This window comes from Pseudomonas sp. Pseusp9, assembly GCF_059491265.1.
Genome location: NZ_CP168500.1, coordinates 4,162,420 through 4,187,596 on the forward strand (window position 1 = coordinate 4,162,420; position 25,177 = coordinate 4,187,596).

The 25,177-nt window shown below is 61.4% G+C and carries 23 protein-coding genes; 7 read left to right on the forward strand and 16 right to left on the reverse strand.

Going from position 1 to position 25,177, the window contains the following annotated elements:
* Positions 1-19 precede the first annotated feature (19 nt).
* Positions 20-1,129, reverse strand: a complete 1,110-nt coding sequence (locus ACEN8E_RS18670) for an NAD(P)/FAD-dependent oxidoreductase (protein WP_495589381.1) — start codon at positions 1,127-1,129, stop codon at positions 20-22.
* A 194-nt stretch (positions 1,130-1,323) separates the two neighbouring features.
* Here ACEN8E_RS18670 and ACEN8E_RS18675 point away from each other — a divergent pair, with 194 nt between their 5' ends.
* Complete coding sequence (locus ACEN8E_RS18675) at positions 1,324-1,644, forward strand: DUF2388 domain-containing protein (RefSeq protein WP_495589382.1); 321 nt, start codon at positions 1,324-1,326, stop codon at positions 1,642-1,644.
* A 53-nt stretch (positions 1,645-1,697) separates the two neighbouring features.
* Here ACEN8E_RS18675 and ACEN8E_RS18680 read toward each other — a convergent pair whose 3' ends face one another.
* Both ACEN8E_RS18680 and ACEN8E_RS18685 read right to left on the reverse strand, forming a co-directional pair.
* Complete coding sequence (locus ACEN8E_RS18680) at positions 1,698-2,630, reverse strand: pyridoxal-phosphate dependent enzyme (protein ID WP_495589383.1); 933 nt, start codon at positions 2,628-2,630, stop codon at positions 1,698-1,700.
* A gap of 102 nt (positions 2,631-2,732) precedes the next feature.
* Entirely contained in the window at positions 2,733-3,524 is a 792-nt protein-coding gene (locus ACEN8E_RS18685; protein WP_495589384.1) for an SDR family NAD(P)-dependent oxidoreductase, read from the reverse strand.
* Between the two features lie 124 nt (positions 3,525-3,648).
* On the opposite strand from ACEN8E_RS18685, the gene ACEN8E_RS18690 reads away from it, so the two are divergent.
* Positions 3,649-4,596, forward strand: coding sequence for a GlxA family transcriptional regulator (locus ACEN8E_RS18690; RefSeq protein WP_495589385.1), 948 nt, complete (start codon positions 3,649-3,651; stop codon positions 4,594-4,596).
* Positions 4,597-4,697: 101 nt separating this feature from the next.
* On the forward strand, positions 4,698-5,357 hold the full coding sequence (locus tag ACEN8E_RS18695; protein WP_495589386.1) for a methyltransferase family protein: 660 nt from the start codon (positions 4,698-4,700) through the stop codon (positions 5,355-5,357).
* A gap of 102 nt (positions 5,358-5,459) precedes the next feature.
* Here ACEN8E_RS18695 and ACEN8E_RS18700 read toward each other — a convergent pair whose 3' ends face one another.
* Both ACEN8E_RS18700 and ACEN8E_RS18705 read right to left on the reverse strand, forming a co-directional pair.
* On the reverse strand, positions 5,460-6,125 hold the full coding sequence (locus ACEN8E_RS18700; protein WP_495589387.1) for an HAD-IA family hydrolase: 666 nt from the start codon (positions 6,123-6,125) through the stop codon (positions 5,460-5,462).
* A 58-nt stretch (positions 6,126-6,183) separates the two neighbouring features.
* Entirely contained in the window at positions 6,184-6,591 is a 408-nt protein-coding gene (locus tag ACEN8E_RS18705; RefSeq protein ID WP_495589388.1) for a response regulator, read from the reverse strand.
* Positions 6,592-6,876: 285 nt separating this feature from the next.
* Here ACEN8E_RS18705 and ACEN8E_RS18710 point away from each other — a divergent pair, with 285 nt between their 5' ends.
* The gene (locus ACEN8E_RS18710) at positions 6,877-7,752 is read left to right on the forward strand and encodes a LysR substrate-binding domain-containing protein (RefSeq protein ID WP_495589389.1); all 876 of its coding nucleotides are present in this window, start codon (positions 6,877-6,879) and stop codon (positions 7,750-7,752) included.
* Positions 7,753-7,887: 135 nt separating this feature from the next.
* Here the strand turns inward: ACEN8E_RS18710 and ACEN8E_RS18715 are convergent, their stop codons facing one another.
* The 7 genes from ACEN8E_RS18715 to ACEN8E_RS18745 form a co-directional block, all read right to left on the reverse strand.
* The gene (locus ACEN8E_RS18715) at positions 7,888-9,252 is read right to left on the reverse strand and encodes an MFS transporter (protein WP_495589390.1); all 1,365 of its coding nucleotides are present in this window, start codon (positions 9,250-9,252) and stop codon (positions 7,888-7,890) included.
* Positions 9,253-9,438: 186 nt separating this feature from the next.
* Entirely contained in the window at positions 9,439-10,872 is a 1,434-nt protein-coding gene (locus tag ACEN8E_RS18720) for an NAD-dependent succinate-semialdehyde dehydrogenase (protein ID WP_495589391.1), read from the reverse strand.
* A complete protein-coding gene (locus ACEN8E_RS18725; RefSeq protein ID WP_495589392.1) occupies positions 10,869-11,903 on the reverse strand; it encodes an aldo/keto reductase in 1,035 nt (344 codons plus the stop codon). Before ACEN8E_RS18725 ends, ACEN8E_RS18720 begins: the two co-directional genes overlap by 4 nt.
* Positions 11,904-11,913: 10 nt before the next feature.
* Positions 11,914-12,426, reverse strand: a complete 513-nt coding sequence (gene fae / locus ACEN8E_RS18730) for a formaldehyde-activating enzyme (protein WP_495589393.1) — start codon at positions 12,424-12,426, stop codon at positions 11,914-11,916.
* A gap of 385 nt (positions 12,427-12,811) precedes the next feature.
* Positions 12,812-13,123 (reverse strand): pentapeptide MXKDX repeat protein, encoded by a 312-nt coding sequence (locus tag ACEN8E_RS18735; RefSeq protein WP_495589394.1) that lies wholly within the window; start codon positions 13,121-13,123, stop codon positions 12,812-12,814.
* A gap of 53 nt (positions 13,124-13,176) precedes the next feature.
* Positions 13,177-13,962: a molybdopterin-dependent oxidoreductase gene (locus ACEN8E_RS18740; protein WP_495589395.1), complete on the reverse strand. Its 786-nt coding sequence runs from the start codon at positions 13,960-13,962 to the stop codon at positions 13,177-13,179.
* Positions 13,959-14,576 (reverse strand): cytochrome b/b6 domain-containing protein, encoded by a 618-nt coding sequence (locus ACEN8E_RS18745; protein ID WP_495589396.1) that lies wholly within the window; start codon positions 14,574-14,576, stop codon positions 13,959-13,961. The genes ACEN8E_RS18740 and ACEN8E_RS18745 overlap by 4 nt, the downstream gene beginning before the upstream one ends.
* Before the next feature lie 283 nt (positions 14,577-14,859).
* Here ACEN8E_RS18745 and ACEN8E_RS18750 point away from each other — a divergent pair, with 283 nt between their 5' ends.
* On the forward strand, positions 14,860-15,801 hold the full coding sequence (locus ACEN8E_RS18750; RefSeq protein ID WP_495589397.1) for a class I SAM-dependent methyltransferase: 942 nt from the start codon (positions 14,860-14,862) through the stop codon (positions 15,799-15,801).
* A gap of 35 nt (positions 15,802-15,836) precedes the next feature.
* On the opposite strand, the gene ACEN8E_RS18755 is transcribed toward ACEN8E_RS18750, so the two are convergent.
* Together ACEN8E_RS18755 and ACEN8E_RS18760 are read right to left on the reverse strand one after the other, a co-directional pair.
* Positions 15,837-18,608, reverse strand: a complete 2,772-nt coding sequence (locus tag ACEN8E_RS18755) for an RHS repeat domain-containing protein (protein WP_495589398.1) — start codon at positions 18,606-18,608, stop codon at positions 15,837-15,839.
* 149 nt (positions 18,609-18,757) lie between these two features.
* The gene (locus tag ACEN8E_RS18760) at positions 18,758-19,531 is read right to left on the reverse strand and encodes a helix-turn-helix transcriptional regulator (protein ID WP_495589399.1); all 774 of its coding nucleotides are present in this window, start codon (positions 19,529-19,531) and stop codon (positions 18,758-18,760) included.
* Positions 19,532-19,641: 110 nt separating this feature from the next.
* Between ACEN8E_RS18760 and ACEN8E_RS18765 the strand changes: the two genes are divergently transcribed.
* Together ACEN8E_RS18765 and ACEN8E_RS18770 are read left to right on the forward strand one after the other, a co-directional pair.
* Positions 19,642-20,745 (forward strand): extracellular solute-binding protein, encoded by a 1,104-nt coding sequence (locus ACEN8E_RS18765; RefSeq protein ID WP_495589400.1) that lies wholly within the window; start codon positions 19,642-19,644, stop codon positions 20,743-20,745.
* Positions 20,746-20,911: 166 nt separating this feature from the next.
* Positions 20,912-22,042 (forward strand): DmpA family aminopeptidase, encoded by a 1,131-nt coding sequence (locus tag ACEN8E_RS18770; protein WP_495589401.1) that lies wholly within the window; start codon positions 20,912-20,914, stop codon positions 22,040-22,042.
* 282 nt (positions 22,043-22,324) lie between these two features.
* On the opposite strand, the gene ACEN8E_RS18775 is transcribed toward ACEN8E_RS18770, so the two are convergent.
* Both ACEN8E_RS18775 and ACEN8E_RS18780 read right to left on the reverse strand, forming a co-directional pair.
* A complete protein-coding gene (locus ACEN8E_RS18775) occupies positions 22,325-23,425 on the reverse strand; it encodes a polyamine ABC transporter substrate-binding protein (protein WP_495589402.1) in 1,101 nt (366 codons plus the stop codon).
* Positions 23,426-23,742: 317 nt separating this feature from the next.
* Positions 23,743-25,065, reverse strand: a complete 1,323-nt coding sequence (locus tag ACEN8E_RS18780) for an OprD family porin (RefSeq protein WP_495589403.1) — start codon at positions 25,063-25,065, stop codon at positions 23,743-23,745.
* Positions 25,066-25,177 lie beyond the last annotated feature (112 nt).

A 25,177-nucleotide genomic window follows, 5' to 3' on the forward strand; every position in this document is an offset into this window, starting at 1 on the left:
AAGGCAGCGCCGGCACTGATCATCGGTCGTCCAGCAGCGTCACCACCCGCTCGGCGAGCGCCAGGCAACTGGTCAGCCCCGGTGATTCGATGCCGAACAGATTTACCAGGCCCGGCACGCCATGTTCGGCGCATCCGCTGATGAGAAAATCGGCGGCCGGCTCGGTCGGCCCGCTGATTTTCGGGCGAATGCCGCTGTAGGCCGGTTGCAGGCTGTTGTCCGGCAAACCCGGCCAATAGCGGCGGATCGCCTGATAGAACCCTTCGGCCCGCCGGGGTTCGACGCGGTAATCAATGCGTTCGACCCATTCGACATCCGGCCCGAAGCGCGCCTGCCCGCCCAGGTCGAGCGTCATGTGCACACCCAGCCCCGCGCTCTCCGGGGCCGGATACACCAGATGGCGAAACGGCGCCCGGCCGCTGAAACTGAAATAACTGCCCTTGCACAAATGCGCCCGGGGAATGAACTGCGCCGGTAGACCGACGATGCTGCTCGCCACCTCGGGCGCGGACAGCCCCGCGCAGTTGATCAATTCGCGGCAACCCAGCGTCATGGGTTGAATGCCGCCCATGTGCAGTTCGAAGCCCTGTTCGGTGCAACGGGCCGACAGCAGCGGCGTGCGCAAGGCCAGCGTCGCTGCGAACCTCTCTGCATCGCCCTGAAGCGCCAGCATCAACCCGTGGGAGTCGACAATGCCGGTAGAAGGCGACCACAGCGCTGCGACGCAGGACAACGCCGGTTCAAGCTCCCGGGCCTGCGCGCTATCGAGCCATTGCAGGTCATCGACGCCATTAAGACGCCCCTGCTGCAACATACGCTGCAACGCCGAGCGCTGCTGCTCATCGGTGGCGACGATCAGCTTGCCCACGCGCCGGTAATCAACAGCGTGCCCGTCGCAATAAGCGTAGAGACGCTGCTTGCCCTCCACGCACAACTGCGCTTTGAGGCTACCGCCCGGGTAATAGATACCGGCATGAATCACTTCAGAGTTCCGCGAACTGATGCCCGTGCCGATGCCCTCACCCGCCTCGACCACCAGCACGTCCCGCCCGCTCATGGCCATGGCCCTGGCCACCGCCAACCCGACGACGCCCGCCCCGATCACCACGCTTTGAATATCGGCGTTCAACGGCCTTGCCTCCCTCTTGCCCGGTTCCTCGCTGCGGATAGTCGATCAGGCTGGAGAAAATCGCCAGCGGCAAGGCCATGAATTCACCGGTCCATCCGCAGAGCCGGCAATGCCGGGGGAACTCTCGGGGACCGCCGCGCATCCTAGATTATGTGGTACTTCCCTAATGCTTCATGCTGTCGGAGGACACCGTCATGCGCCGTTTGTTTATCATTTCTTCCCTGGTACTTTGTTTGCCCGCAGGTTCGGCCCTGGCCAAAGTGGATGCCGAAGATGTCGCCACCTCGGCAGGGGTTTCCGCCTCGCTTTACTCGACGTTCAAAGACGACAAACTCGTGATTCCCGCCCGGGATGACGCCTCCAGCTTCGTCGCCAGCGGCGGTGCAATTCGAGGAGCCTATCTGGAGGCGGTGTTGAAAAAAATCCGTCAGGACAATCCTGCCCTCAACAACGCAAGCGACGAAGACCTGGCCCGCGCCATTCTCGTCCAGGATGGCGTTGCCGCTGATCACTGAGGATCGTCATCGCCAGTGGTGGGGCTTGTGACACCGGGATAGCGTTTGCGGCCCTACCTGGCGTGCGCACCCGTGGACAAGCGTGCCCACCCGGCCACCAGTTGCGCGTTGATACTCACCCCGCCGCACACCACGATCACCACGTCATGGGCATCGGCAATCGCCGGGTGATCCAGGTAGGCAATCGCCAATGAAACGCCGCATGCCGGCTCGACCAACTGACGCAAATCATTGGCGTAGCGCACCACGCCCATGATCGCCTCATCATCACTGAGCACCACACACTCATAGGGGAATTCGCCGATGTGCTTGACCGGCCAGACGGCCACTTGCGCAGCGCCCAGAGACGTGGCGACAGTGTCGATTTTCGGCAATTTGACCGGGTGCCCGGCCGCTACCGCTGCGGCGAACGACGCCGCGCCTTCGGTTTCGCAGGCAACGATGCGGCAATCGGTGTGCCGATGTCGAATCAGGCCGGTGAGCAGCCCCGCCAGCAAGCCACCGCCGCCCACCGATGTCACCAGCACATCCACGGGCGGGCAGTCTTCAAGGATTTCATCGACCATGGTGCTGTGCCCTTCCCACAACACCGGGTGGTCGAAGGCCGGCACGAATTCACTGCGCGGGTCCTGGGCGAGTTCCCGTGCCCGTTGATTGGCTTCGTCCCAGACCTTGCCGTGCACGATCACCTCGGCACCGGTATTGCTGATCCGCACCCGGGTGCTTTGCGGGGTGGTGTGCGGCACCACGATGCATGCCTTGAGCCCCAGGCACGCGGCAGCCATGGCTGTGGCCAGTCCCGCGTTACCGCCGGAGGGACAGACCACCTTGCGCTTGCCCTGCTGCGCCGCCCGGCTGCACAACAAGCCAATGCCGCGTATTTTGAACGACCCGCCAGGTTGCAGGTTTTCCAGTTTCAGCCAGATGCGGCGAGTCGGAGTCGACAGGCCAGGGTGCAGGATCAAAGGCGTTCGGATGTGAAGCATATGGGCTCCTGTTACACGCCACCGGCTCGTCGCGCTTGCGCGAGCCGGTGGTGAACGGTCCTCTCTCCCAAGCTTAGTTCACCCCGCCTCGGGGCGACCGTTTCAGCGATAGCGCGGCGCCGGCGCGGTGTTGTGGAACAACCCGGACAGGGTCTTGCGCTGGGCTTCGTGGCGGTCCCACTGGCTGCCGTCATGCAGGCCCGGAATGGTCACCACTTCGCCTGCCGCCAGGCCGACGAGCGCGGCATCGACCATGTCTTCGGCGGACATGACGATTTCCTTCGGCAGATTTTCCACCGGGTTGCCGGCCACGTTCCAGAAGTCGGTGGCAGTCGCTCCCGGCAACACAGCCTGAATGCGTACACCTTTGTCAGCCAGTTCGTGCTGCATCGATTGACTCAGGCCCAACACGAACGCCTTGGTGGCGCCGTATACGCCATTGAGCGTTTCCGGGGCGATGGCGACGATCGAGGCAATGTTGATCACGGTGCCGGTGCCCCGGGCAACGAAGCCCGGTACCACGGCGTAGGCCAGGCGCATCAACGCAGTCACGTTGAGGTTGATCATCGCTTCCATGTCGTCCACGGGACTTCCAAGCAGCGAATTGACGGCACCGACCCCGGCGTTGTTGACCAACAGGGTGATGCTGGCATCGTTGCGCAGGATCTGTTCGACCCGCAGCGAATCCGCCTTGTTCTTCAGGTCGGCGGCAACCACCTCCACGGTGCGCCCGGTCTGGTCGCTCAAATGATTGGCCAGGGCATTGAGCCTGGCCCGGCTGCGGGCCACCAGAATCAGGTCGTAACCCTGCCGGGCAAGGCGATCGGCATACACCGCGCCAATCCCCGAAGAAGCGCCGGTGATCAGTGCAGTACCTTTGGATGAGAGCGCCATGGTGCAATTCCTCTACGGTAAGGCGAGAGATTCGCCGGGTGCAGACCGTTATAAAGGGACTTACGCCTGTCTCAAATGACGTTTAAAGTACGTTTTCAGGACAAAACCATTTGAGGGCAGCTCCATGATCAGCGTGGCGTTCGTGGTATTCGAGGGGTTCCAGTCCATGGCGCTGGCCGCCATGCCGGTGTTCGAGTACGCCAATTTCAGTGCCGCCGAGGCGCTGTATGACGTGCGCGTGCTGTCGGAAAACGGTGAAAACCTGCGAGCCTCCGGCGGGTTGAGCATCGGCACCGAACCCTTCGATGAACGCGTGTACGACACCGTGATCGTGGTCGGTGGCGATTGCGTCATCGAACAGGCACCCGAGGCCGTGCTGGATTACCTGCGGGCCAGTATCAACACGGCACGCCGCACGGCGTCGATCTGCTCCGGGGCGTTCGTCATGGCCCAGGCCGGTTTGCTCGACGGACGGCGGGCCACCACCCACTGGGCCTACTCCCGGGAACTGCAGGCGCGGTTTCCGGCGATCAAGGTCGAGGCCGACCGCATCTATGTGATCGACGGTTCGGTCTGGACCTCCGCCGGCATGACGGCGGGCATCGACCTCGCCCTGGCCATGGTGGAAAAGGACCACGGCGCCGAACTGGCGCGGGCCGTGGCGCAGAAACTGGTGATGTACCACCGTCGCGCCGGCGGCCAGTCGCAGCACTCGGCGCTGCTGGAGCTGGCGCCGAAATCCGACCGTATTCAAACCGTGCTCGGCTATGCCCGTGAACACCTCGCCCTGCCTCTTTCGGTGGAGCAACTGGCGCAAGTGGCCAACCTCAGCCCTCGGCAATTCAGCCGGGCATTTCGCGCCGAAACCGGGCAATCGCCGGCCAAGGCCATCGAGAACCTGCGTCTGGAAGCGGCGCGACAGATGCTTGAACGCGGACGCCTGACCCTTGACCAGATCGCCCAGGAAACCGGGTTCACTGACCGCCGCCGCATGCGCGAAACGTTCCTGCGGGTGTTCGGTCAACCGCCACAGGTGATTCGGCGCAATGCGAGAGCGCAGATGTTGGTGTAGGCGCCGGCGATTGCCTCTGATGCCTGTGTCGAGTGTTCAAACGCTTCGCTGGCAAGCCAGCTCCTACAATGAAGGGAGGCACTTTCGCGTGTGAGGCACTTATGAAACTCTCGGCCAGACTGGCTTTTTTCGCCGTCGTCAGCACCCTCGCCTATCTCGGCCTGGCGATCTGGGGGCTGGGTGGATTCGCGGCTTATTTCAGCCACGGTTCACTGCTCGTCGTTGCCCTGGCCACTCTGGTCATGACCGTCGTTTCACTGTTCAGCGAGGTCAACCTGAGTTCGGGAGAACGCGAGGACCGGGCCAATCGCTGGGTCCTCCCGGCTTTCGGCGCGATCGGTGTGTTGAGCGGCTTTCTGCCGGCCTATACCGACCGCATCGACTTCTGGACCTTCGGTGGTGAGGGCGTGCGCTGGCTCGGGGCGCTGCTGTTCATCGCAGGCGGCGCGCTGCGGTTGTGGCCCGTCTTTGTGCTGGGCAAGCGCTTCAGCGGATTGGTGGCCATCCAGCCGGGGCATCGACTGGTCACCGAGGGGATTTACCGCAATCTGCGCAACCCCAGCTATCTGGGGATGATGGTCATTGCCGTGGGCTGGGCGCTGGCGTTTCGCTCGAGCGTCGGTCTGTTGCTGGCGGCGTTGACCCTGATCCCGCTGATTGCCCGGATTCACTCGGAAGAGGCCCTGCTGAAGGCGCAGTTCGGCAGCGAATACGAGGCCTATTGCGCCCGCTCCTGGCGGCTGTTTCCCGGGCTCTACTGAAGCAACCCCATTCCCAAGTGGGAGCGAGCCTGCTCGCGAATGCGATGTGTCCGTCGATACTGTATTGCCTGACAGACGCCTTCGCGAGCAGGCTCGCTCCCACTAGGTTTTGCGCACACTCAGGAGTCCGTCGGCGTCCACGCCAACACCAACCCGCTCATAGTCGACCAACGTCGCATGGGACGTCCTGATCGGCTGCTCATGGGTCGCCGTGATAATCATCAAGTCCGCCCCCGCCGCTTCAGCCGCCAGAATCCCCACCGTGGCGTCCTCGAAAACCAGACACTGCCCAGGCTCGACACCCAGGCGCCGGGCCGCGAGCCTGTACCCCGCAGGGTCGGGTTTGCCGGCCGTGACGTCCTCGGCGGTCACCATCACCTCAGGTTCAGGAATCCCCGCCGCCGCCATCCGCCGCAATGCCAGTTCCCGCGGGGCGGAAGTGACGATGGCCCACTGCCTGGCTGGCAAAGACCGCAAGAATTTCGCCGCGCCAGCCACTTCCAGTACCCCATCGACATCCTCGATTTCCGCTTCGGTAATCCACGCGGCTTCGGCTTCGGCATCCACCCCGGGCAGCCCCAGACGGCTGATGGTGTCGATGGCGCGGGCACCGTGAATGGTCGGCAGGAAGCTGTCGACATCGACGCCATGGCGCACGGCCCAGGTTGTCCAGACCCGCTCGGCGGCGGCAATGGAGGTCAGGACGGTGCCGTCCATGTCGAACAGAAAGGCACGGTACGTCGAGTTGAAAACAGAGTGATCAGCCAAGGAAAAGAACCTCGCAGGTGCCGGACGGATTTGCCCGGCAATGTAGCATCTGCACGGGTCAGTTGAGTCGCCTGGATTTGAAGGTCTGGCCCACACAATCGAGCAGCCCGCCGATCATCCAGGGCTTCTTGATGAACGAGACCGCGTGCCGCACGCCTGAGCTCTCTGGGGTTTCGAAGCCGGACATGATCATGATCGGCTTGTCCGGCCAGCGATCGCCGAACTGGTTGGCCAGGTCCGCGCCATTGAGCGTGCCGGGCATGCTGATGTCTGTCAGCAGCATGCCCACCTGCGGCGCATGCTGCTCCAGATAGATCACTGCCGCGTCCGCACTGATTTGCGGCTCGACGACAAAACCTTCCTCTTGAAGAATCTCGCAGAGAAACTCGAGGATCAGCGGGTCGTCCTCGACCACCAGGATCAACCCGCCTGGAAGATCTCCACCCGCTGTCGATGCTCGACTCATGACCGTGCCGCTCCCTGACTGCCTCAATGATTGCGCGGGTCCTGACCCGCTACCTAAAAGGTATGAGCAGCGGGCACGGCGGAAATTCATTTTTGATTCAGCACAACCGACAACAAAGGGCGACGAGTGGTCGCACCGTGAAAACCGGGGATAATCTCGATGCTTCAAAGAACGCTTGCATCGCCCCGCCACAGATAGTCAGATAGGTACCACTGGCCCCATGCGCCCTCTTGAACATGTACCCCACGCGGCCCTTGTCGGCGGCAGGTGCGGAGTCACCCTTCCATGCGTCAACTGCCCTCGCTCAACATGCTGCGAATCTTCGAAGAAGTCGCCCGGCACCGCAGTTTCAGTCAGGCGGCAATGAGCCTGAACGTTACCCAGGGCGCCGTCAGCCGGCAGATCAAACAGCTTGAAGACTACCTTGGCGTGGCGCTGTTCATCCGCACGCCCCAGGGCCTGACCCTGACCGAAACCGGCATCGCCCTCTCGCCGCATCTGGCGCAAGCCTTCGACCATATCGAACGTGCCCTGCAAGCCGTACGCGTGCCCAATCTGCGCCAACGTCTGCGCATCGTCGCACCGCCGACCTGGGCCACACGCTGGCTGTCGGCACACTTGCGCGCATTCGTTGAACGTTACCCCGACATCAGCCTGAGCGTGACCAACCAGATGGGCCATGAAGGCCTCGCGGAAATCGACTGCCACATCCGCTTCGGCCTCGAAGCGGCCAGCCATTGCAGCAGCCGGTTACTGGTGATGGAACGGCACATCGCCGTGGCCAGCCCGGAGCTGTTCAACGGCGACCAGCCGCCGGACCTGCGGCAATTTCCATTGCTGCACATCCTGCACGACGGCAAACGCTTGAAGGTCTGGGAGAACTGGCTGGCGGCCATGGGCCGGGACGACATCGATGCCGGGCAAGGATTGGAATTCAGCACCCTGGACCAGGTGATCCACACCGCACTGGCGGGCGGCGGGCTGGCGGTGATCGACCGGCAGATGATCGAAAAGGAACTGGCCAATGGCAGTCTGCTGCCGATCACCCCGGTGGAAGTGCTCGGGCCGTATGGCTATTGGCTGGATGTGGCGAACGACAAGCAGGGCTTGTCGAAGGTGCGGTTGTTTACCGAGTGGTTGGGGTTGGTCAGTAACCCTTGAGTTACCGATACCCCCTGTGTAGGAGCGAGCTTGCTCGCGATGGACTTGAGGGCGCCGTGGGGTGTCAGGCACCCAGCGTTATCGTTGACGACCATCGCGAGCAGGCTCGCTCCTACAGTTTATCTGCATCGATGTTCAGATCGTCGCCGCTGCTTTCACCGCCACCGCAGCACTCCCCTCCACCGGACTCTGCGCCTTGCACGCCTGGCTCAAGGTCAGCGACTTGGTCTCCGGTGCCCACGCCCACGACAGCAACGCACCGATGGCCAGGATCGCCGCAAGAATGCCCATGGTCGGGCTCAGGCCGATCCCCGCCACGCTCACCGGCAACAGGAAGGTACTGATCGCCGACCCCAGGCGACTCACCGCCGTGGCCAGGCCGATGCCGCTGGCGCGCACTTCGGTCGGAAAGCTCTCGGCCGGGAACACGCCCACCAGGTTGCTCACCGCCGACAGCACCAGGGTGAACGCGCCGAACACCAGCACCATCAGCCATGCCGCGCTACCCGGCAACACCGCCAGCAGGAACAGCGCCACCGCCAGAATGATGAACGAGTTGATCAGGAACCCGCGCCGGGTGAACTTGATGGTGCACCAGATGCCGATCAGCGCACCAAGGATCAGCAACATGTTCAACATCAGTTCGGTGCCGAAGCCTTCGGCCAGGCCCATTTTCTGCAGGATCGACGGCAGGAAGGTGTAGATGGCGAAGTACGGCATCACGATGCACACGAAGAACAGGCAGTTGAACGCCGTGCGCTTGCGGTATTCACGGCTGAACAGCACCGCGTAGCCGGAGCGGGTTTCGCTGGAAGGGGTTTCGTCGAGTTCGACGTGCTCGCCCAGATGCTTCTTGACGATCGCCCGGGCCTCGGCGATACGGCCCTGATTGATCAGCCAGCGCGGCGATTCCGGGGTGCCGATACGGGCAATCAGGATCAGTGCCGCCGGGATCGCCGACGAGGCCAGCATCCAGCGCCAGGCATCATCGCCAAGGCTGAGCATGGCGGTGCCGACGAAGGTCGCGGCGACGTAGCCGAATGTCCAGATCACACTGAACGAACCGAGCAACACACCACGGTGCTTTCTCGGTGCGAACTCGGCGAGCATGGCGTGGCCGACACTGAAGTCACCGCCCAGACCGATGCCGATCAGCACCCGGCACAGGAACAGCGCCATGGCCGATTCCACGTAAAACTGCATCACCGAAGCGATGGTGATCAGTACAAAGCTGACCAGGAAGATCTTCTGCCGGCCGACCTTGTCGGAAATCCAGCCAAAGAACAGGCTGCCGAGAAACAGGCCGATCAGGGCCGAAGCGCCGATCAGGCCCTGCCAGAATGCGTCCAGTTGCATCTGCGGGCTCAGCAGGGTGAAAGCGATACCGATCAGGCCGAGAATGTAGCCGTCGGTGAAGTGTGCGCCGAAGGTCAGGCCGGCGATCTTGATGTGGAAACGCCCGATGGGCAGGTCGTCGATTTTTACCGGTTGTACGGACATGTAAGTCTCCAATTGTTGTTATTGACGGAGAAATGAAACCGATCGCTTTGGTTGTGTGCTTTTTTGCTTTTTGTAGGAGCGAGCCTGCTCGCGATGGATCAGAGAACGCCGCGGGGTGTCAGGCTTGCAGCGTTATCGTTGGCGACCATCGCGAGCAGGCTCGCTCCTACAGGGGCGGCGTGGCGTTTACAGGCCACCCATCAACAGGTATTTGATTTCCAGGTAGTCATCCAGACCGTACTTCGAACCCTCGCGACCCAGGCCCGATTCCTTGATGCCGCCGAACGGCGCCACTTCCGTGGAAATGATCCCTTCGTTGATCCCGACCATGCCGGCTTCCAGGCCTTCGGCCATGCGCCAGACGCGGCCGATGTCGCGGCTGTAGAAGTAGGCCGACAAACCGAACGGCGTGTCGTTGGCCTTTTGCAGCACCTCGGCTTCGTCCTTGAAACGGAAGCAGGCCGCCACCGGTCCAAAGGTTTCATCCTGGGCAATCAGCATCTCGCCGTTGGCTTCGGCAAGGATGGTCGGCTCATAGAACGTGCCGCCCAGCGCATGACGACGGCCGCCGCACAAGACTTTGGCGCCCTTCTCCACCGCGTCGCTCACGTGCAGTTCGACCTTGGCCAGCGCAGCGCTGTTGATCAGCGGACCTTGCTCGGTTTCACCTTCCAGGGCGCTGCCGACACGCATGGCCGCCACGGCTTCAGCGAGTTTGCCGGTGAAGGCTTCGTACACGCCGTCCTGAATGAAGAAGCGGTTCACACAGACGCAGGTTTGCCCGGTGTTGCGGAACTTCGAGGCCATTGCGCCTCTCACCGCCGAATCCAGATCGGCGTCGTCGAACACGATGAACGGCGCGTTGCCGCCCAGCTCCAACGAGACCTTTTTCAAGGTGTCGGCAGCCTGGCGCATCAGCAACTTGCCGGTGCGGGTCGAGCCGGTGAACGACAGCTTGCGCACGACACTGGACGCTTGCAGCGCGCCGCCAATCGCCACGGCATCACCGGAAACGATGTTGAACACCCCGGCCGGAATCCCGGCCTGTTCGGCCAGCACTGCCAGCGCAAAGGCCGACAGCGGGGTTTCTTCCGAAGGTTTGAGGATCATCGTGCAACCGGCGGCCAGCGCTGGGCCGACCTTGCGGGTGACCATGGCCAACGGGAAGTTCCACGGGGTGATCGCCGCCACCACGCCGATGGCTTCCTTGACTACGATGATCCGCGCATCGGCCTTGTGGCTCGGGATCACGTCGCCGTAGGCGCGCTTGGCTTCTTCACCGAACCACTCCAGGAAACTCGCGGCGTAGACCACTTCGCCCATGGCTTCGGCCAGCGGCTTGCCCTGTTCGCGGCTGAGCAGCGTGGCCAGGTCCTGCTGGTTGCTCAGCATCAGTTCGCTCCAGCGCTTGAGGCGCTGGCTGCGTTCCTTGGCGGTCAGCTTGCGCCAGGCCGGCAATGCGCGGTTGGCGGCTTCGATGGCCAGATCAGTTTCTTCAGCGCCGGCCTTTTGCACCTCGGCGATCAGCTCGCCGTTGGCCGGGTTCCGTACCGGGTAGGTGGCGCCACCGCCGGACCATTGCCCATCGATGAAATTGCCGTGACGAATCAACGCGCTCATGCCACGGCCTCGGTCAGGTTGAAGCGCTCCAGGCCTGGGCGGGCCGAACGCAGGATACGTTTGCCGGCGGTGTAATCGTTGATCACGTCGCACGGCGTGTAATTGCGTTCCAGTTCGTACAGCTCTTCGGCATCGAGCTTGGTCTCCAGTGCCGCCAGGGCACTGTCGAACTGCTCGGTGGTGTCGGCGCCGACCAACATGCAATCCACACCCGGATGGTTGGCCACCCACGCCTGGGCGATCTGCGCATTGGACACGCCACGGGCACGGGCCACGCGTTGCACCGAATGGGCAATTTCGAACGAGGCTTCGTCGCTGTACATCTGCTGGGTGAAGAAGTCGGTCTGATTGCGCGTTGACTGTGCGTCACCGGTCAGCAGGCCACGCGCCAACGGGCTGAACACCGAGACACCCAGGCCCTGGTCGCGGCAGAACGGGATCATCTCGCGTTCCTCTTCGCGGTAGGCGCAGTTCAGTTGCAGCTGCATGTTGATCGGCTTGACCCAGCCATTGCGCTCGCAGGCCATGAGGATCTTGGCCAGTTGCCCGGTGAGCATGGTCGACACGCCGATATAACGGGCCTTGCCGGAGCGCACGATGTCGTTCATGGCGCTCATGGTTTCTTCGACCGGGGTGTTCACATCGAAGTAATGCAGCATGAAGACATCGACGTAGTCCATGTCCAGGCGCTTGAGCGACGCATCGATGCTGTCCATGATGTGCTTGCGCGAGTGGCCGCTGGCGTTGATGCCGGAGCGGGTGCCGTAGCCGACCTTGGTGGTGATCACCAGGTCTTCGCGACGGGCCAGGCGCTTGACGATGCGCCCCACCACTTCCTCGCCGACACCGGCGGAATAGAAGTCCGCCAGGTCGATGAAGTTCACGCCGTTGTCCAGGGCGTGCCTGACGATCGGTTCGCTTTTCTTCTCATCGAAGATCCACGGTTTCCAGTCCGGGGTGCCCATGTTCATGGTGCCCAGGCACAGGCGGGAGACTTCAAGGCCGGAGTTGCCCAAACGAATGTATTGCATGGCGCGGACCTCAGGCTTTTGGCGTGTAGAAAGGGTTGCTGATGTGCTTGACCACATCTTTGAGCTGCGCGGTTTCCGGCTTGCCGGTCAGGGCGGCGCGGATCGCGGTGCGGCAGGCGTTGTAGTTGTTCAGGTACACGGCGTCGAGGTCGTCGCAGGCCGGGTTGACCCAGTTGGCGGTGACAATGGCCCACTCGTCTTCCGCTTCCGGCGGCAGGGTGCCGTCGAGCAGCGCTTCGAGAACCGCCTTGGCGATGCCGGCCTGGGACGCGCCCCAGGTGGCGTTGCCGTGCAGGTCGCTGCCGATCGCGGCCTTGTTCACATACAGGGTCATTGGCTTGACCGGGATGTTCGGCTGGGCGATCACCATGAACGGGCAGTGCCCCTGGCTTGGCGAGGCCAGGCTGTTGGCGAACGCCTGCCCTGCCGGGCCATTGCGCGGGCCGATCAGGATGTTGATGTGCGCGGCATTCACGCCAGGGCCTTCGAAGCCTTCACCGATGTACAGGTCGAGTTCTTTCATGAGTCGTTACTCTTTTCCGGACGCAGAGGATTTTTTGGGTGTCAGAAGCGCACGCATGCACGGGGCACACGCTGGCAAATGTTCGGGTTCGAAGAGCGCAGCAGGACGCTGGCGAAGACGCGGCAGTGATGAATGATCATGGTTGCAAACGCTCTTTTTTGTTGTTGATGAGCTGGTTTGCGATTTTTTAACACTGGGGGTTGGCGGGGCTGTAACCATTAAAAGTCATGCGGGCATGACTTCAAGTCATACCCTTTTAAGGCGGGTAAAAAACCTGTGGGAGCGAGCCTGCTCGCGAAAGCGCTAGTTCAGCCAACATTGATAGCGACTGACACTACGCCTTCGCGAGCAGGCTCGCTCCTACAATGGATCGCGGTGGTTGGACTTACTGCGACATTTCGCTTTTTTTCATCGCGTCCTTGGACATCGCATCGCCTTTTTTCATCGCGTCCTTGGACATCGCATCGCCTTTTTTCATCGTGTCCTTGGACATCGCATCGCCTTTTTTCATCGTGTCCTTGGACATCGCATCGCCTTTTTTCATGGCGTCTTTGGACATCGCATCGCCTTTTTTCATCGCATCCTTGGACATCGAATCCTTGCTCATGCTGTCGTTACTCATCGTATCGGCTGCAAAAACACTGGCGGCACCAACGGCCAGGCACATGGACAGAACAACGGTGGTCAATTTTTTCATGATGAATCTCCTTGGAGCACGGGTTTGCGGACGGTGAGTGTTGCGCACGTTCATCAGCTGCCACCGAACCAGTTGTAGCCCTGGTCTTCCCAGTAGCCGCCGGTGTAGGTGTTGCTGACGAAAATCGCCTGAATGTGTTTGGGGTTCTTGTAGCCCAGCTTGGTGGGCATGCGCAGCTTCATCGGGAAGCCGTACTGGCGCGGCAGCACCGCGCCGTCATACGTCAGGGTCAGCAGGGTTTGCGCATGCAGCGCAGTGGCCATGTCGATGCTGGTGTAGTAGTCGTCGGCGCATTTGAAACCGACGTACCTGGCATCGGTGTCGGCGCCGATGCGCTTGAGGAAATCACTGAAACGCACACCGCCCCAACGGCCGATCGCACTCCAGCCTTCGACGCAAATGTGCCGGGTGATCTGCTCGGTCTGCGCCATGGCGCGCAGTTCTTCGAGGCGCCAGCTGCGCTTGTCGGCGACCAGGCCGGTGACTTCCAGGCGATAGCTCTCCTCCTCCACCGTCGGCGCCTCGTCTTCGGCGTAAAAGGCATTGAAGGGAAACGGCCGGGTGATCATCGACTCGGGATAGGTCGGCGCCATCGCGTTGGGGTTGAACAGCCAGCCCTGGACCCGATCGTTGAAGCGCGACATGGACGACAGCGCAGTCTCGACGCTGTCGTTGTCGGTGATGTTGCAGCCGGACAACATGGCCACGCCACCGAGGGTCAGGCCGCGCAGCAGGAACGAGCGGCGCGAGCGGTCTTCGATTTGCGGGGCGAGGATCTTGCGGGCATCGGTGAGGATCGAAGCCTCGTCCAGCCCGGGTACCTGGATGCGCTTTTTCATACCGGCTCCTTGCGGCCGACGATCATGGCCAACAGCGTTTTCGGGACCAGCGCAACCATCACCAGATGCACCGCGACGAAGGCCACCAACAGCGCCATGGCGAAGAAGTGCACACGACGCGCGCCTTCGTAACCGAACAGCAATTCACGCAACAGCGGGAACTGCACCGACTTCCACAGCACCAGGCCGGAAAGCACCAGCAGCATGATGTCGACCATCACGAACAGGTAGGCGACCCGTTGCACCTGGTTGTAATGACTGAGGTCGGCGTGCCCTAATTTTCCGCGTAACGCGGCCCACAGGTCGTGCAGCACGCCTTTGGGCGAAACCGGGAAGAAACGCCGTTTGAGGCGCCCGCTGAACAGGTTGAAGGCCAGGTAGATCAGGCCGTTGATCGCCAGGAACCACATCGCCGCAAAATGCCATTGCAGTGCGCCGCCCAACCAGCCGCCGAGGGTGATCGACTTGGGAAAGCTGAATTCGTAGATCGGCGAGGCGTTATAGATGCGCCAGCCGCTGGTGACCATCACCAGCACCGCCAGGGCATTGAGCCAATGGGTCAGGCGTAGCCAGCGTGGATGACTGGACTTGGGTGAAGCAGTGTTCTGCGACATGTCCGGCTCCGGTTTGTTGTTCGTTGGGACCGATTATGGGAGCGGGAAGATCGCCAAATCCTCACGCAGAGTTAAATTAATCGTGATAACTCGCCAGTCCCCAATAACTGTGGGAGACCCTGTGGGAGCGAGCCTGCTCGCGAAGGCGTAGTGTCAGACGATGCAAAGGCTGAATGACCCACCGCTTTCGCGAGCAGGCTCGCTCCCACAGTGGTTTGTGGTGATCCACCAGTAGCGCAATTATGGTTAAATGCCGCCCCCTGCAAATGACCGACCCGACCCGATGAACCCTGAAGCCCTCGCCACCCTCAACCAACAGCTGCTCACCGCCCTGGCTACCGCCCCCGCAGAAACCCGTCGCCTGTTCCACGGCCGCGGCCGCTGCTGGCCAGGGCTGGAGCAAGTGACCGTGGACTGGTTGCAGGGCGTGGTGCTGGTGGCGCTGTTCAAGGAGCCAGAAGCCGCGCAACTGGAAGGCTTGAAGCAGGTGCTGATGGCGATCACCCAATCAGCGCAATGGGCCCGATCCGGTGCCCATACACTGCTGTTGCAACATCGCTACCTGCTGCAAAGCACCACCGAATGGCTGCTCGGGGACCTCATCGAGGAAATGACCATCACCGAAGGTGGCCTGAAGTACCGGGTGGACCTTGGCCGCAAACAGAACACCGGGCTGTTCCTCGACATGCGCTACGGTCGCGACTGGGTCCGCGCCAACGCCGAGGGCAAGCGTGTGCTGAACCTGTTCGCCTACACCTGCGGTTTCTCGGTGGCGGCCATCGAAGGCGGCGCGAGCCACGTGGTCAACCTCGACATGTCGAGCCCGGCCCTGAGCCGTGGTCGCGACAACCACCGCCTCAACGGCCACGACCTGAGCAAAGTGACCTTCCTCGGCCACGACCTGTTCAAGTCCTGGGGCAAGGTGATCGGCAAGGGGCCGTACGACCTGGTGATCATCGACCCGCCGTCGTTCCAGAAAGGCAGCTTCCTGCTGACCAAGGATTACCAGCGTGTACTGCGCCGCTTGCCGGAACTGCTCAGCCCGCAAGGCACGGTTCTGGCCTGCATGAACGACCCGGCGTTCGGTGCCGACTTCCTGATCGACGGCGTGACCCGTGAGGCACCGGGCCTGCGCTTTGAGCAGCGTCTGGAGAACCCGCCGGAGTTTCCCGATGCTGATGTGGAATGCGGGTTGAAGGCGTTGGTGTTCCAACTGGAGCGATAAAGAGGGTTACCGCGTGATGGATAAGCGCAGCCCTTTCAGCGTTTACCAAACAACTTCGTAAAAAAAGAAGGTTTCTTGGTTTTTCCCTGAATCGGCGGGGACGTTGTATTGGCAAAATTTGTGGTCAATGGCTCAGGTTCTTTCGGGGGATTGGCACTCCTTGATTCGACTTCTTTGGCGTAGATTTGTTGTGCTGTCAGGCCTGTAGCCTCCATTTTAAAAATTATATTCATCCCTTCGTTATCGTCCCAACGCTTTTTGGAATCCTCCCAAACGCCCTGTTCTTTCAAGTACCCGATCAAACCGTTGAAATTACGACTGAACGCATTCACAAGACGCGAGTATTCCTCTGGCGAGTCAATGGAACTCAATCGCAGCGCTGAATCAAAAGTCAAACTTTCAGGAATTGGCACATAGCTCACTGATTGTTGTTGTGGAGCGATCTCACGAATCATCGCCTCGACGTCGATCGATGACTCGGGTTTGTAGTGCCCGGAATGGTTGGTGATAACGAATTTTGACGAGTCCTGCTCGTCAACCTTCAACACCCCGGCAAACTCTGGCAGGCCCATCTCGGGTTGTATGCCCATGTGCTGAAAATACATGTTTACAAAAAGACGAAGCTTACGGTCCTGATCGCGAAATAGAACAATCGGTTGCCCGAATGAACTAGGTGTCCACTCAGAACTTTCCCCCTCGAATACTTTCATTCCTCGGCCATAAACGGGTCCGACACTCACGAAAGTGCTTTTTTGTTCATTCCAAATCAGTTCTTCGAACCACCCCGTTCCAATACTTTTTGCAGTGGGATTAACAATATCGGCAATAAAAATGTCCGCCGGAATCATTAAAGTACCTTGCCAGTCGTAAAAGCTGATCGGGTTATTGCCTACCATTTGATAGGCGTTAAGCCCATCTACATTCCCTGCTGGATCCGGGCTTCCCCAGCGCTGCAGCCAAGGTGCGTAGTACCGGTAACCGTAGTAATAAAGCCCGGTCGCATCCTGCTCCTTGCTCGAATAGCGAATGGTTTTGTACTGCGCCACCAACACATTTTTACCCGCCCAGCACGCCGTGCCGCCAAAGGGGTAATAGTGTTCCTGAGTTAGCACGCCCGCCTCGTCATCCAGTTCCAACGTGCTGGAGCCGAGTTGATCGCCAAGGCTGTATCGCAACTGATCGTCGTGAGCACCATCAGGCCAATGCAGGGCGCGCACGTGGCTGCGCCCGGCTTCGACGCTGATAACGTGATGCTCTTCACTATCGGTCTGGCGGTGGATTTCCAGACCTGGCAAGTAACGGACCTCGGTGCGCAGGGTGCGGCCGCTGCTTTGGGCGAATCCCTTTTTACGCAAGCGATGGCCGGGGCGGTCGTAGCGGTAACATTCGTAGTCGTCAGGCTCGTTTTCGCGCTTCACCAACGTCACACGGCTCAATTGATTACGGATGTCCCAGAGCATGGCTTGCCCGCGTTGCAGTTCCAACTGGTTGCCACAGGCATCGAAACCCAAGGCGATTTCGGGTTCTCCCGGCAGCGAGCCGTCGTCCCGTTGCGCCAGGCTGCGGTTACTCTGCGCCGAGGTGAACATCGAAAACCCAGGCGCCCCGCTGTGGTGGCGGGTGATCAGGTTGCCGCCCCGGTCGTACTCGAAGCGTTGGGTGTAATGGCGCCGTTGGTTGGGGTCCAGCGGTGTAGGCAGCAGTGCCGGCAGGGCCGGGCCATGACTCGGCTGGCTGACCTCCCATCCCAGGGCTTCGACCAGTTGATACAGGCTGTCGTAGCGGTAGCGGTTGATCGGCTCGATGCGCTGGTTGTTGAAATGGCTGACGGGTTGGGACCGGTCGTGCAGCTCGACGATGTTGCCCACCGGGTCGTAGAGGTAGTTCAGGTCCTGCAAGGGTTTCTGGTTGCCGACCGCCGCCGTCAGCCTGATCAGCCGCCCGTCATCGGCAGCGTATTCGATGTGGGTCAGCACACCATTGCCGGCAGTTTCGCATTCGACCTGATCCTGGGCGTTGTAACGGATGTCGTTGACCAAGGATTGCGGCGACTGTCCTGCTCCGGCCATTTGCAGCCAGGCCTCACTTGACTTGCCCGCCACGTCGTAGCCAAAGGTGCGAACGTTGCCCATGGCATCGGTTTGTTCCTGTAGCTCGCCGATGGGATTGAAGATGTGGCGGGTGATGAATGATTGAGCTTCCAGGTACGCCTCGCGGTCATCGATTTCCAAGGGCCAATCAGGTGTTTCCAGGTCAGCCAGGAAGCGTCGATCTTCCACCAGCACGGCACCGGCAAGCCCATAGACGGGAAAGATTTGAGTACCCGCCGGATCGTCACGGCGGATCATCTGTCCACACTGGTTGTGCGCTGCGTACGCGGGTTCGGAGCCACCATAGGTCAAGCGTTCCACCACACAAGGACGTTCCCCCGCGGCCTGTTCCGTGACGGTGGTAGGCCGCTGTTGTTCGTCGAACTCGGTGTGACGCTGACTGCCCCGTGCATCCCAGAACGAACAGGGCGAACCCGCCTGATCGAGCAAGCTCAATTGCCAGCCGGCATCGACGCTGTCCGTCAGTAACGGTTGGCTGCTCAGGCTGTAGAGCGTGGTCAGGTTCGGCTTTGGTGCCGAGCCCCACAACCGCAGGTCCCAGGACTCGACCAAGCGCCCTGCCGCGTCGAAGCGTTGCCGGGTGATGCGTGGATCAATCACCGGGCTATCCGGGTGACGGCAAAAACTCACGCTGCGGATTGCCAGGGCACGAGGATCGATGACCGACAGCGTGGGTGTCGCAGCGTGGGGGTTCATTGCGTTGTCGGTCCTTCGCTTTGATCAGGAAAGACTGGGCCTTTTTTCGCCGGACCGAAACTGTAAGAAGTTACAGGTGAGCGTCTTTGACATCGCCATGCGGGGCAAAATTTTTTCCATTCAAGCGGATGAGACGCCGGGCAGGCGATTCAACGCGGCTGCAACACCAGCGCAAACAACTCGCCATGCCCGTTCACATTGAGCTTGTGGTAGAGGTTGCGCCGATGCACCTTCACCGTCTCCGGGGAGATGCCCATTTTCTGGGCGATGGCCTTGCTGGAAAAACCCTGGAGAATCAGGCGCGCGGTTTCGATTTCCCGCAGCGTCAGGCGTGCGTCGAAGCGATCGAGCAACGTGGCCAGATCGCCGGCCGGCGGTTCGGCGACCGGCCCTTGCGCTGGCGTCAGGTCCAGGTGTCGGCGCATCGCCGCCAATACCCAGTCACGCACGCACAGCAGGCGGCCCTGTTCCTCAAGGCTGAAGCGCGCCGTACGCCCGAGGGACAGGCCGAGCACGGCACCGTCGAGGTTGACCATGAACTGCAACTCGTCCCCACCGACCACGGTGCTGAAGTAACTCAGGTAGTACTCGCTGTGCTGGAACTGGTCGGGGGCCACCGATTCGAGGCTGTGCAAGCCGTCGGCAATGCCGGCGCAAGCGGCTTGATAGAACGGATCGAGCAGGTACATGCCGGCGCGGTAGTCCGCCAGTTCTTCCTGCTCGTCACTGCTGCCCTTGGCATCGAAATCAATCAGCAGGCGCGGCACATGGCCCGGCCGCATCAACGCCACCAGCGCGTTGTCCAGCGGCACCAGCAACCGCAGGGTATCGACCAGCGCACGCCAGAAACCCTCCCGCCCCACCGCCGTGAAGACCCGCGCCAGTCCCTGGTGCACCGGCAACTCTTTCAACAACGCGTCCACGCACTACCCCTTTTGAGTAACCCATGATGGGAATGGGTGAAGGCCACCCCGGTCGATACGCTGCAAACTCCTGATTACCACCGGCCGCAACAGGCCAGGAGTGCCGCATCATGAGTCGTCACCACTTGTATTTCAATCTGGGCTTTGGCGCCTGTCTGGCGGTGTCGCTGTCGGCGTTTGCAGTCGAAGCCCCGACGGTGCACGTGTACAACTGGTACGACTACATCGGCCCCACCACTCTGCAGGATTTCAAGCGTGACACCGGGATCCAGCCGGTCTACGACACCTTCGACAGCGCCGAAGTGCTCGAAGGCAAGTTGCTCACCAGCCGCAGCGGTTACGACGTGGTGGTGGCCAGCAACTTCAGTTTGCCCACGCTGATCAAGGCCGGCGCCCTCGCCCCACTGCCCCGGGCGCAGATGCCGGATTTCAAGGACATGGACACCGATCTGCTGGCGAAACTGGCCAACAACGATCCGGGTAACCAGTACGCCGTGCCTTACCTGTGGGGCACCAACGGCATCGGCTACAACGTCGACAAAGTGCGCGCGGTGCTGGGTGACAAGGCGCCGGTGGATTCCTGGGACCTGGTGTTCAAGGAAGAGAACCTGGCCAGGCTCGGCGAATGCGGCGTGGCCATGCTCGACTCGCCGTCAGAGATGCTCCCGGTTGCCCTGCACTACCTCGGCCTGCCGCCCAACAGCACCAACCCCGAGGACTACAAGAAGGCCGAAGCCTTGTTGCTCAAGCTGCGTCCGCACATCGCCTACTTCAACTCGTCGAAGTTCATCAGCGATTTATCCAACGGCAACATCTGCGTGGCGGTTGGTTGGTCCGGGGCGATGCTCGAAGCCAAGACCACCGCCGAGCAGGCCGGCAACGGCGTGAAGATCGCCTACAGCCTGCCGAAGGAAGGTGCGCCGGTGTGGTTCGACACCCTGGTGCTGCTCAAGGACGCCCCGCACCCGCAACAAGGGCTGGCCTTCATCGACTACCTGATGCGCCCCGAGGTCATCGCGCCGGTCAGCGACCACCTCAACTACCCCAACGGCAACCGCAGCGCGACCACCCTGGTGACCGAAGCGACCCGCAGCAACCCGGCCGTCTACCCGCCCGCCGAAGCCATGGCCACCCTGTTCACCCTCCAGCCCCTGCCGCCGGCTACCGAGCGCGTGCGGACGCGGATCTGGAGCAAGGTCAAGAACGGTCAATGACCGGGCACCACAAAACCTGTGGGAGCGAGCCTGCTCGCGAATGCGTCATATCAGTCGCCAAAAATGTTGGCTGACACACCGCTTTCGCGAGCAGGCTCGCTCCCACAGAGACGGTGTCGCCCAACAGATTTTCTTTTTTCTGCCACGAATCGAAGATGAGAAAACCATGAAACCACGTGCCCGCGACCTGAACATCCCGATCGGCCAACTTCAACCCGGCCCGCTCAATGCCATCACCGACGTCCCCGGCGTACGGGTCGGCCACAGCAATGTACGAGGACGCACTGCCAACGGCCGCGACATCCTCACCGGCGTCACCGTCATCGAACCGCGCGCCGGTTCCACCAGCCAGCAACCGTGCTTTGCCGGTGTGCACGTGCTCAACGGCAACGGCGATGCCACAGGACTGGAGTGGATTCGCGAAGCAGGCTTGCTGACCAGTCCTGTCGCCTTCACCAACACCCACAGCCTGGGCGTGGTGCGCGATGCGCTGATCGTGCTCGACCGCGAGCAGCAACCGGATGACGGGCGCCTCTACTGGAACATGCCGGTGGTGCTGGAAACCTTCGACGGCTTGCTCAACGACATCAACGGTTTTCACGTGAAGCCGGAACACGTGGCCCAGGCCGTGCGTTCAGCGGCGGGCGGTCCGGTGGTCGAAGGCAATGTCGGCGGTGGCAGCGGCATGATCTGCCACGAATTCAAGGGCGGCATCGGCACCGCGTCGCGACGGTTGAACAGCGCCCAGGGCGGCTGGACAGTGGGGGCGATTGTCCAGGCCAACCACGGCATACGCAATGAACTGCGCGTGGACGGGTATCCGGTCGGGCGCTACATGGAACAGATCGATTCACCGTTCCTCAAGGCATCGCTGCCCCATCCGGGCATGGGTTCGATCGTGGTCTGCCTGGCCACCGATGCGCCGTTGCTGCCGCACCAGTGCACCCGCCTGGCCCAGCGCGCCAGCCTCGGCCTGGCCCGCACCGGCGGCGGCAATGAAGACCACAGCGGCGACATCTTCATCGCCTTCGCCACCGGCAACGATCACGTGCCACCGGCCGCCTACGAGAGCAAGAAAGCGCCGACCACCCACAACCTGAGCATGGTCAACAACGACCACATCAGCGAGCTGTTCCTGGCCGCCACCGAGGCCGTGGAAGAAGCCATCATCAATGCCTTGCTCGCCGCCGACACCGCCGAAGGCAACGGGCACGCGGTACCGGGGCTGGATGGCGAAACCTTGCTCAAGGCCTTGCGCCGCGCCGGCTGGTCGGGGGATGCGACTAGCGGTACTTGAGTGAAACACTAGGTCTTTTTAGGATGAAGTTGCGCAGTCGCTTGCTTGCTCAAGCCGCTGCGCAGGTGGTGAGTGAACTGAACCCCTACCAAGCTCACCGCCTGCTTCATGCGCATCTTGAGCCTCAATGGCTCTACTTCCTCCCCATCAAAGAGCTTTGAGGCTCTTTTTTTGCCTCTGAAAACCAACACATTTCTTCCTGCAGGTGCGAGCTCCCACTAAACCCGGGTGTACACAACACCTGTGGGAGCGGGTTTGCTCGCTCCCACAAGGATCCCGGTGTTACTGATCGGACTTGATGCTCGTCCAGACCCGGGTACGCACCCGTTCAAGCTTTTGCGGCAGTGGCTGCACAACGTACAGCGTCTTCAATGCCTCGCTGGTCGGTGTCAGGTTCGGGTTGCCGGTGATGTCCTTGTCGATCAGCGCCAGCGAGTCCTTGTTGGCATTCGGATAACCGAGGAAGTCGCTGATCGGCGCAATGACTTTCGGGTCCAGCAGGTTGTTGAGGAATTCGTGGGCCTCGGCCACGTTCTTCGCGCTTTTCGGGATGGCGAAGGTGTCGAACCAGATTGGCGCGCCTTCTTTGGGCAGGCGCCAGTCGACGACCACGCCGTTGCCCGCCTCTTTGGCGCGATTGCCGAATTGATAGAAGCTGCCGGAATAACCGATGGCCACGCAGATATCGCCGTTGGCGATGTCGGTCATGTATTTGGCGGAGTTGAAGTAGGTGACGTACGGGCGAACCTTGAGCATCAGCGCCTTGGCTTTTTCGTAGTCATCCGGGTTCTGGCTGTTCGGGTCCAGACCCAGGTAATGCAAGGCCAGCGGCAGGATCTCCGACGGCGAATCGAGCATCGCTACGCCACAGGCCTTGAGCTTCTCCATGTTCTCGGGCTTGAACACCAGGTCCCAGCTGTCCACCGGCGCATTCTCGCCCAGTGCCGCCTTGACCTTGGCCGGGTTGAAGCCGATCAGCACGGTGCCGTACATGTAGGGCACGCCGTACTGGTTGCCCGGGTCGTTCTTGTCCAGCAGCTTGAGCAACGCCGGGTCCTGGTGCGACCAGTTCGGCAGTCTGGACTTGTCGAGTTTCTGGAACACGCCCGCCTTGATCTGGGTTTCGATGAACTGGTTCGATGGCACCACCAGGTCGTAACCCGAGTTGCCGGTGAGCAGCTTGGCTTCCAGGGACTCGTTGGTGTCGAAGGTGTCCCAGGTCACCTTGATCCCGGTGTCCTTGGCAAAATCCTTGGGCACGGACGGCAGGATGTAGTCCGCCCAGTTGTACACCCGCAATTCGTGCTGTTCGGCGTGCACCGCGCTGGCCAGCAGCGACAGTCCGCAAACGGTGGCGCCCAGTATGCGTTTCATTGAGTCCATGGATCATTTCCCCAAGTGTGGCGTGAGTTCGATGGTTTTTATGTTCTGTACACGGCAGCAGCCTTGAAAATTGCCAAGGGCAAGGAAGTGAAGCGTCTGGTTGTGATTCGACCTGGGGTTGCCGCCCCGGCAACCCGCGTCTGATTCTTGCCGACGGCGTGGCCCGTTCACAGCGTGAGGCAGGCCAAAAGGAGATCGAAACGGCCAAAATACGTGTCCGTATTGATCAGCGCCGCGGTGGTCCCCCAAACCTTCCGTGTGCTGCCTGACACACCGCCTTCGCGAGCAGGCTCGCTCCCACTGGGGTTGTGATGTGATTACAACAGCGACAAGGTGTAATTGATGATGAACCGGTTCTGATCGACGTTGCGCCCGGCATCGGTATTGGACTTGGCGTTACGCAGCGTGAAACCCACCCCTTTGAACGTGCCCGACTGCAACACGTAGTCCAGGGTCATGTCGCGCTCCCACTCGGACTGATCGCTGGCGTTTTGCGCCTTGATGTCCGTGCCCTTCAGATACACGATCGAGGCTTTCAGGCCCGGCACGCCCAGGGGCGCGAAGTCGTAGGTGTATTGCCCGAAGTTCGTCTGCTCGCCGGCCCGGGCAAAGTTCTGGATCATTTTGTCGGTGGGCAGGTAGACGCTGCCCCCGCCCGCCCCTTTGTCCACCAGGCTACCCTGGTTGGGCTGGACGAAGTTGCTGCCATCGCCCACACGCTGATGTCCCACCGACACCGCATGGCCGCCATGGGTGTAGGTGACCATCGCCGACCAGGTGCTGTTGTCGATTTCACCGTCGTTGTCGTCGGTGAAGCCCGATACCCGATAACCTTGTGCGCGGCCGGAGGCCGAGCTGTTGGCACCGCTCGACGTGGTACGGAAGTAGCGCAGGTCGGTGGTCAGTGCGCTGGCGCTGTCGATTGGCAGGATGTGCGTCAGGCCGAGGAAGTTCTGGTTGTAGAAGTCTTCCAGTTGCGCGAAGTAATACTGGGTTTTCAGATTCTGGCTGAGGTTGTAGTCACCACCGGCGTAGTAGAACTTGTTGCTCTCGCGCGTGCTGCCGGCGACCGACAAGCCTGTGCGGTCCGTCGAGGCGCGCCCTACCGCGTGCTCGAGCACGCCGCTGGTCAACGTCAGGCCATCGATGTCGTTCGAGGTGACCTGGGCACCGGTAAATGATTGCGGCAACACGCGGGCATCGTTCGCCAGAAGGATCGGCAACTTTGGCAGCAAGGTGCCGTAGCGCAATTCAGTCCTGGCAAGGCGCATCTTCGCCGTCGGGCCGAAGCTGCTCCAGGCGTCGGCCGCGCCGTCGCCGTCAGAAGGAATCATGCCGCTACCGACATGGCGCCCCGCTCCGCTGTCCAGTGTGATGCCGAGCAATGCCTGGGCATCGAGCCCGAACCCCACCGCGCCCTGGGTAAACCCGGACTCATAGCGCAATACAAACCCCTGGGCCGTCTCTTCGGTTTTCGAAGGAGCGGCTGCGCCGTCGCGATTGTCGCTGTTGAAGTACAGGGTACGCATCGAGAGGCTGGCCTTGCTGTCTTCGAGAAAACCATGGGCGGTATCGGCGGCCTGTGCACACAGCGAACCGGTGGCCAACAGGACTGCAGTGGGAATCGCTCGTTTGAACATACGGTGCTCCTGGGTGTTTCTTATCGTTATGTGAAGGTTTCAACGCCAGGCAGGACCCGATTTGCGCCCACGCAACAGCGCTCAACACGGACGCGAACACAGGCGCGCTCGA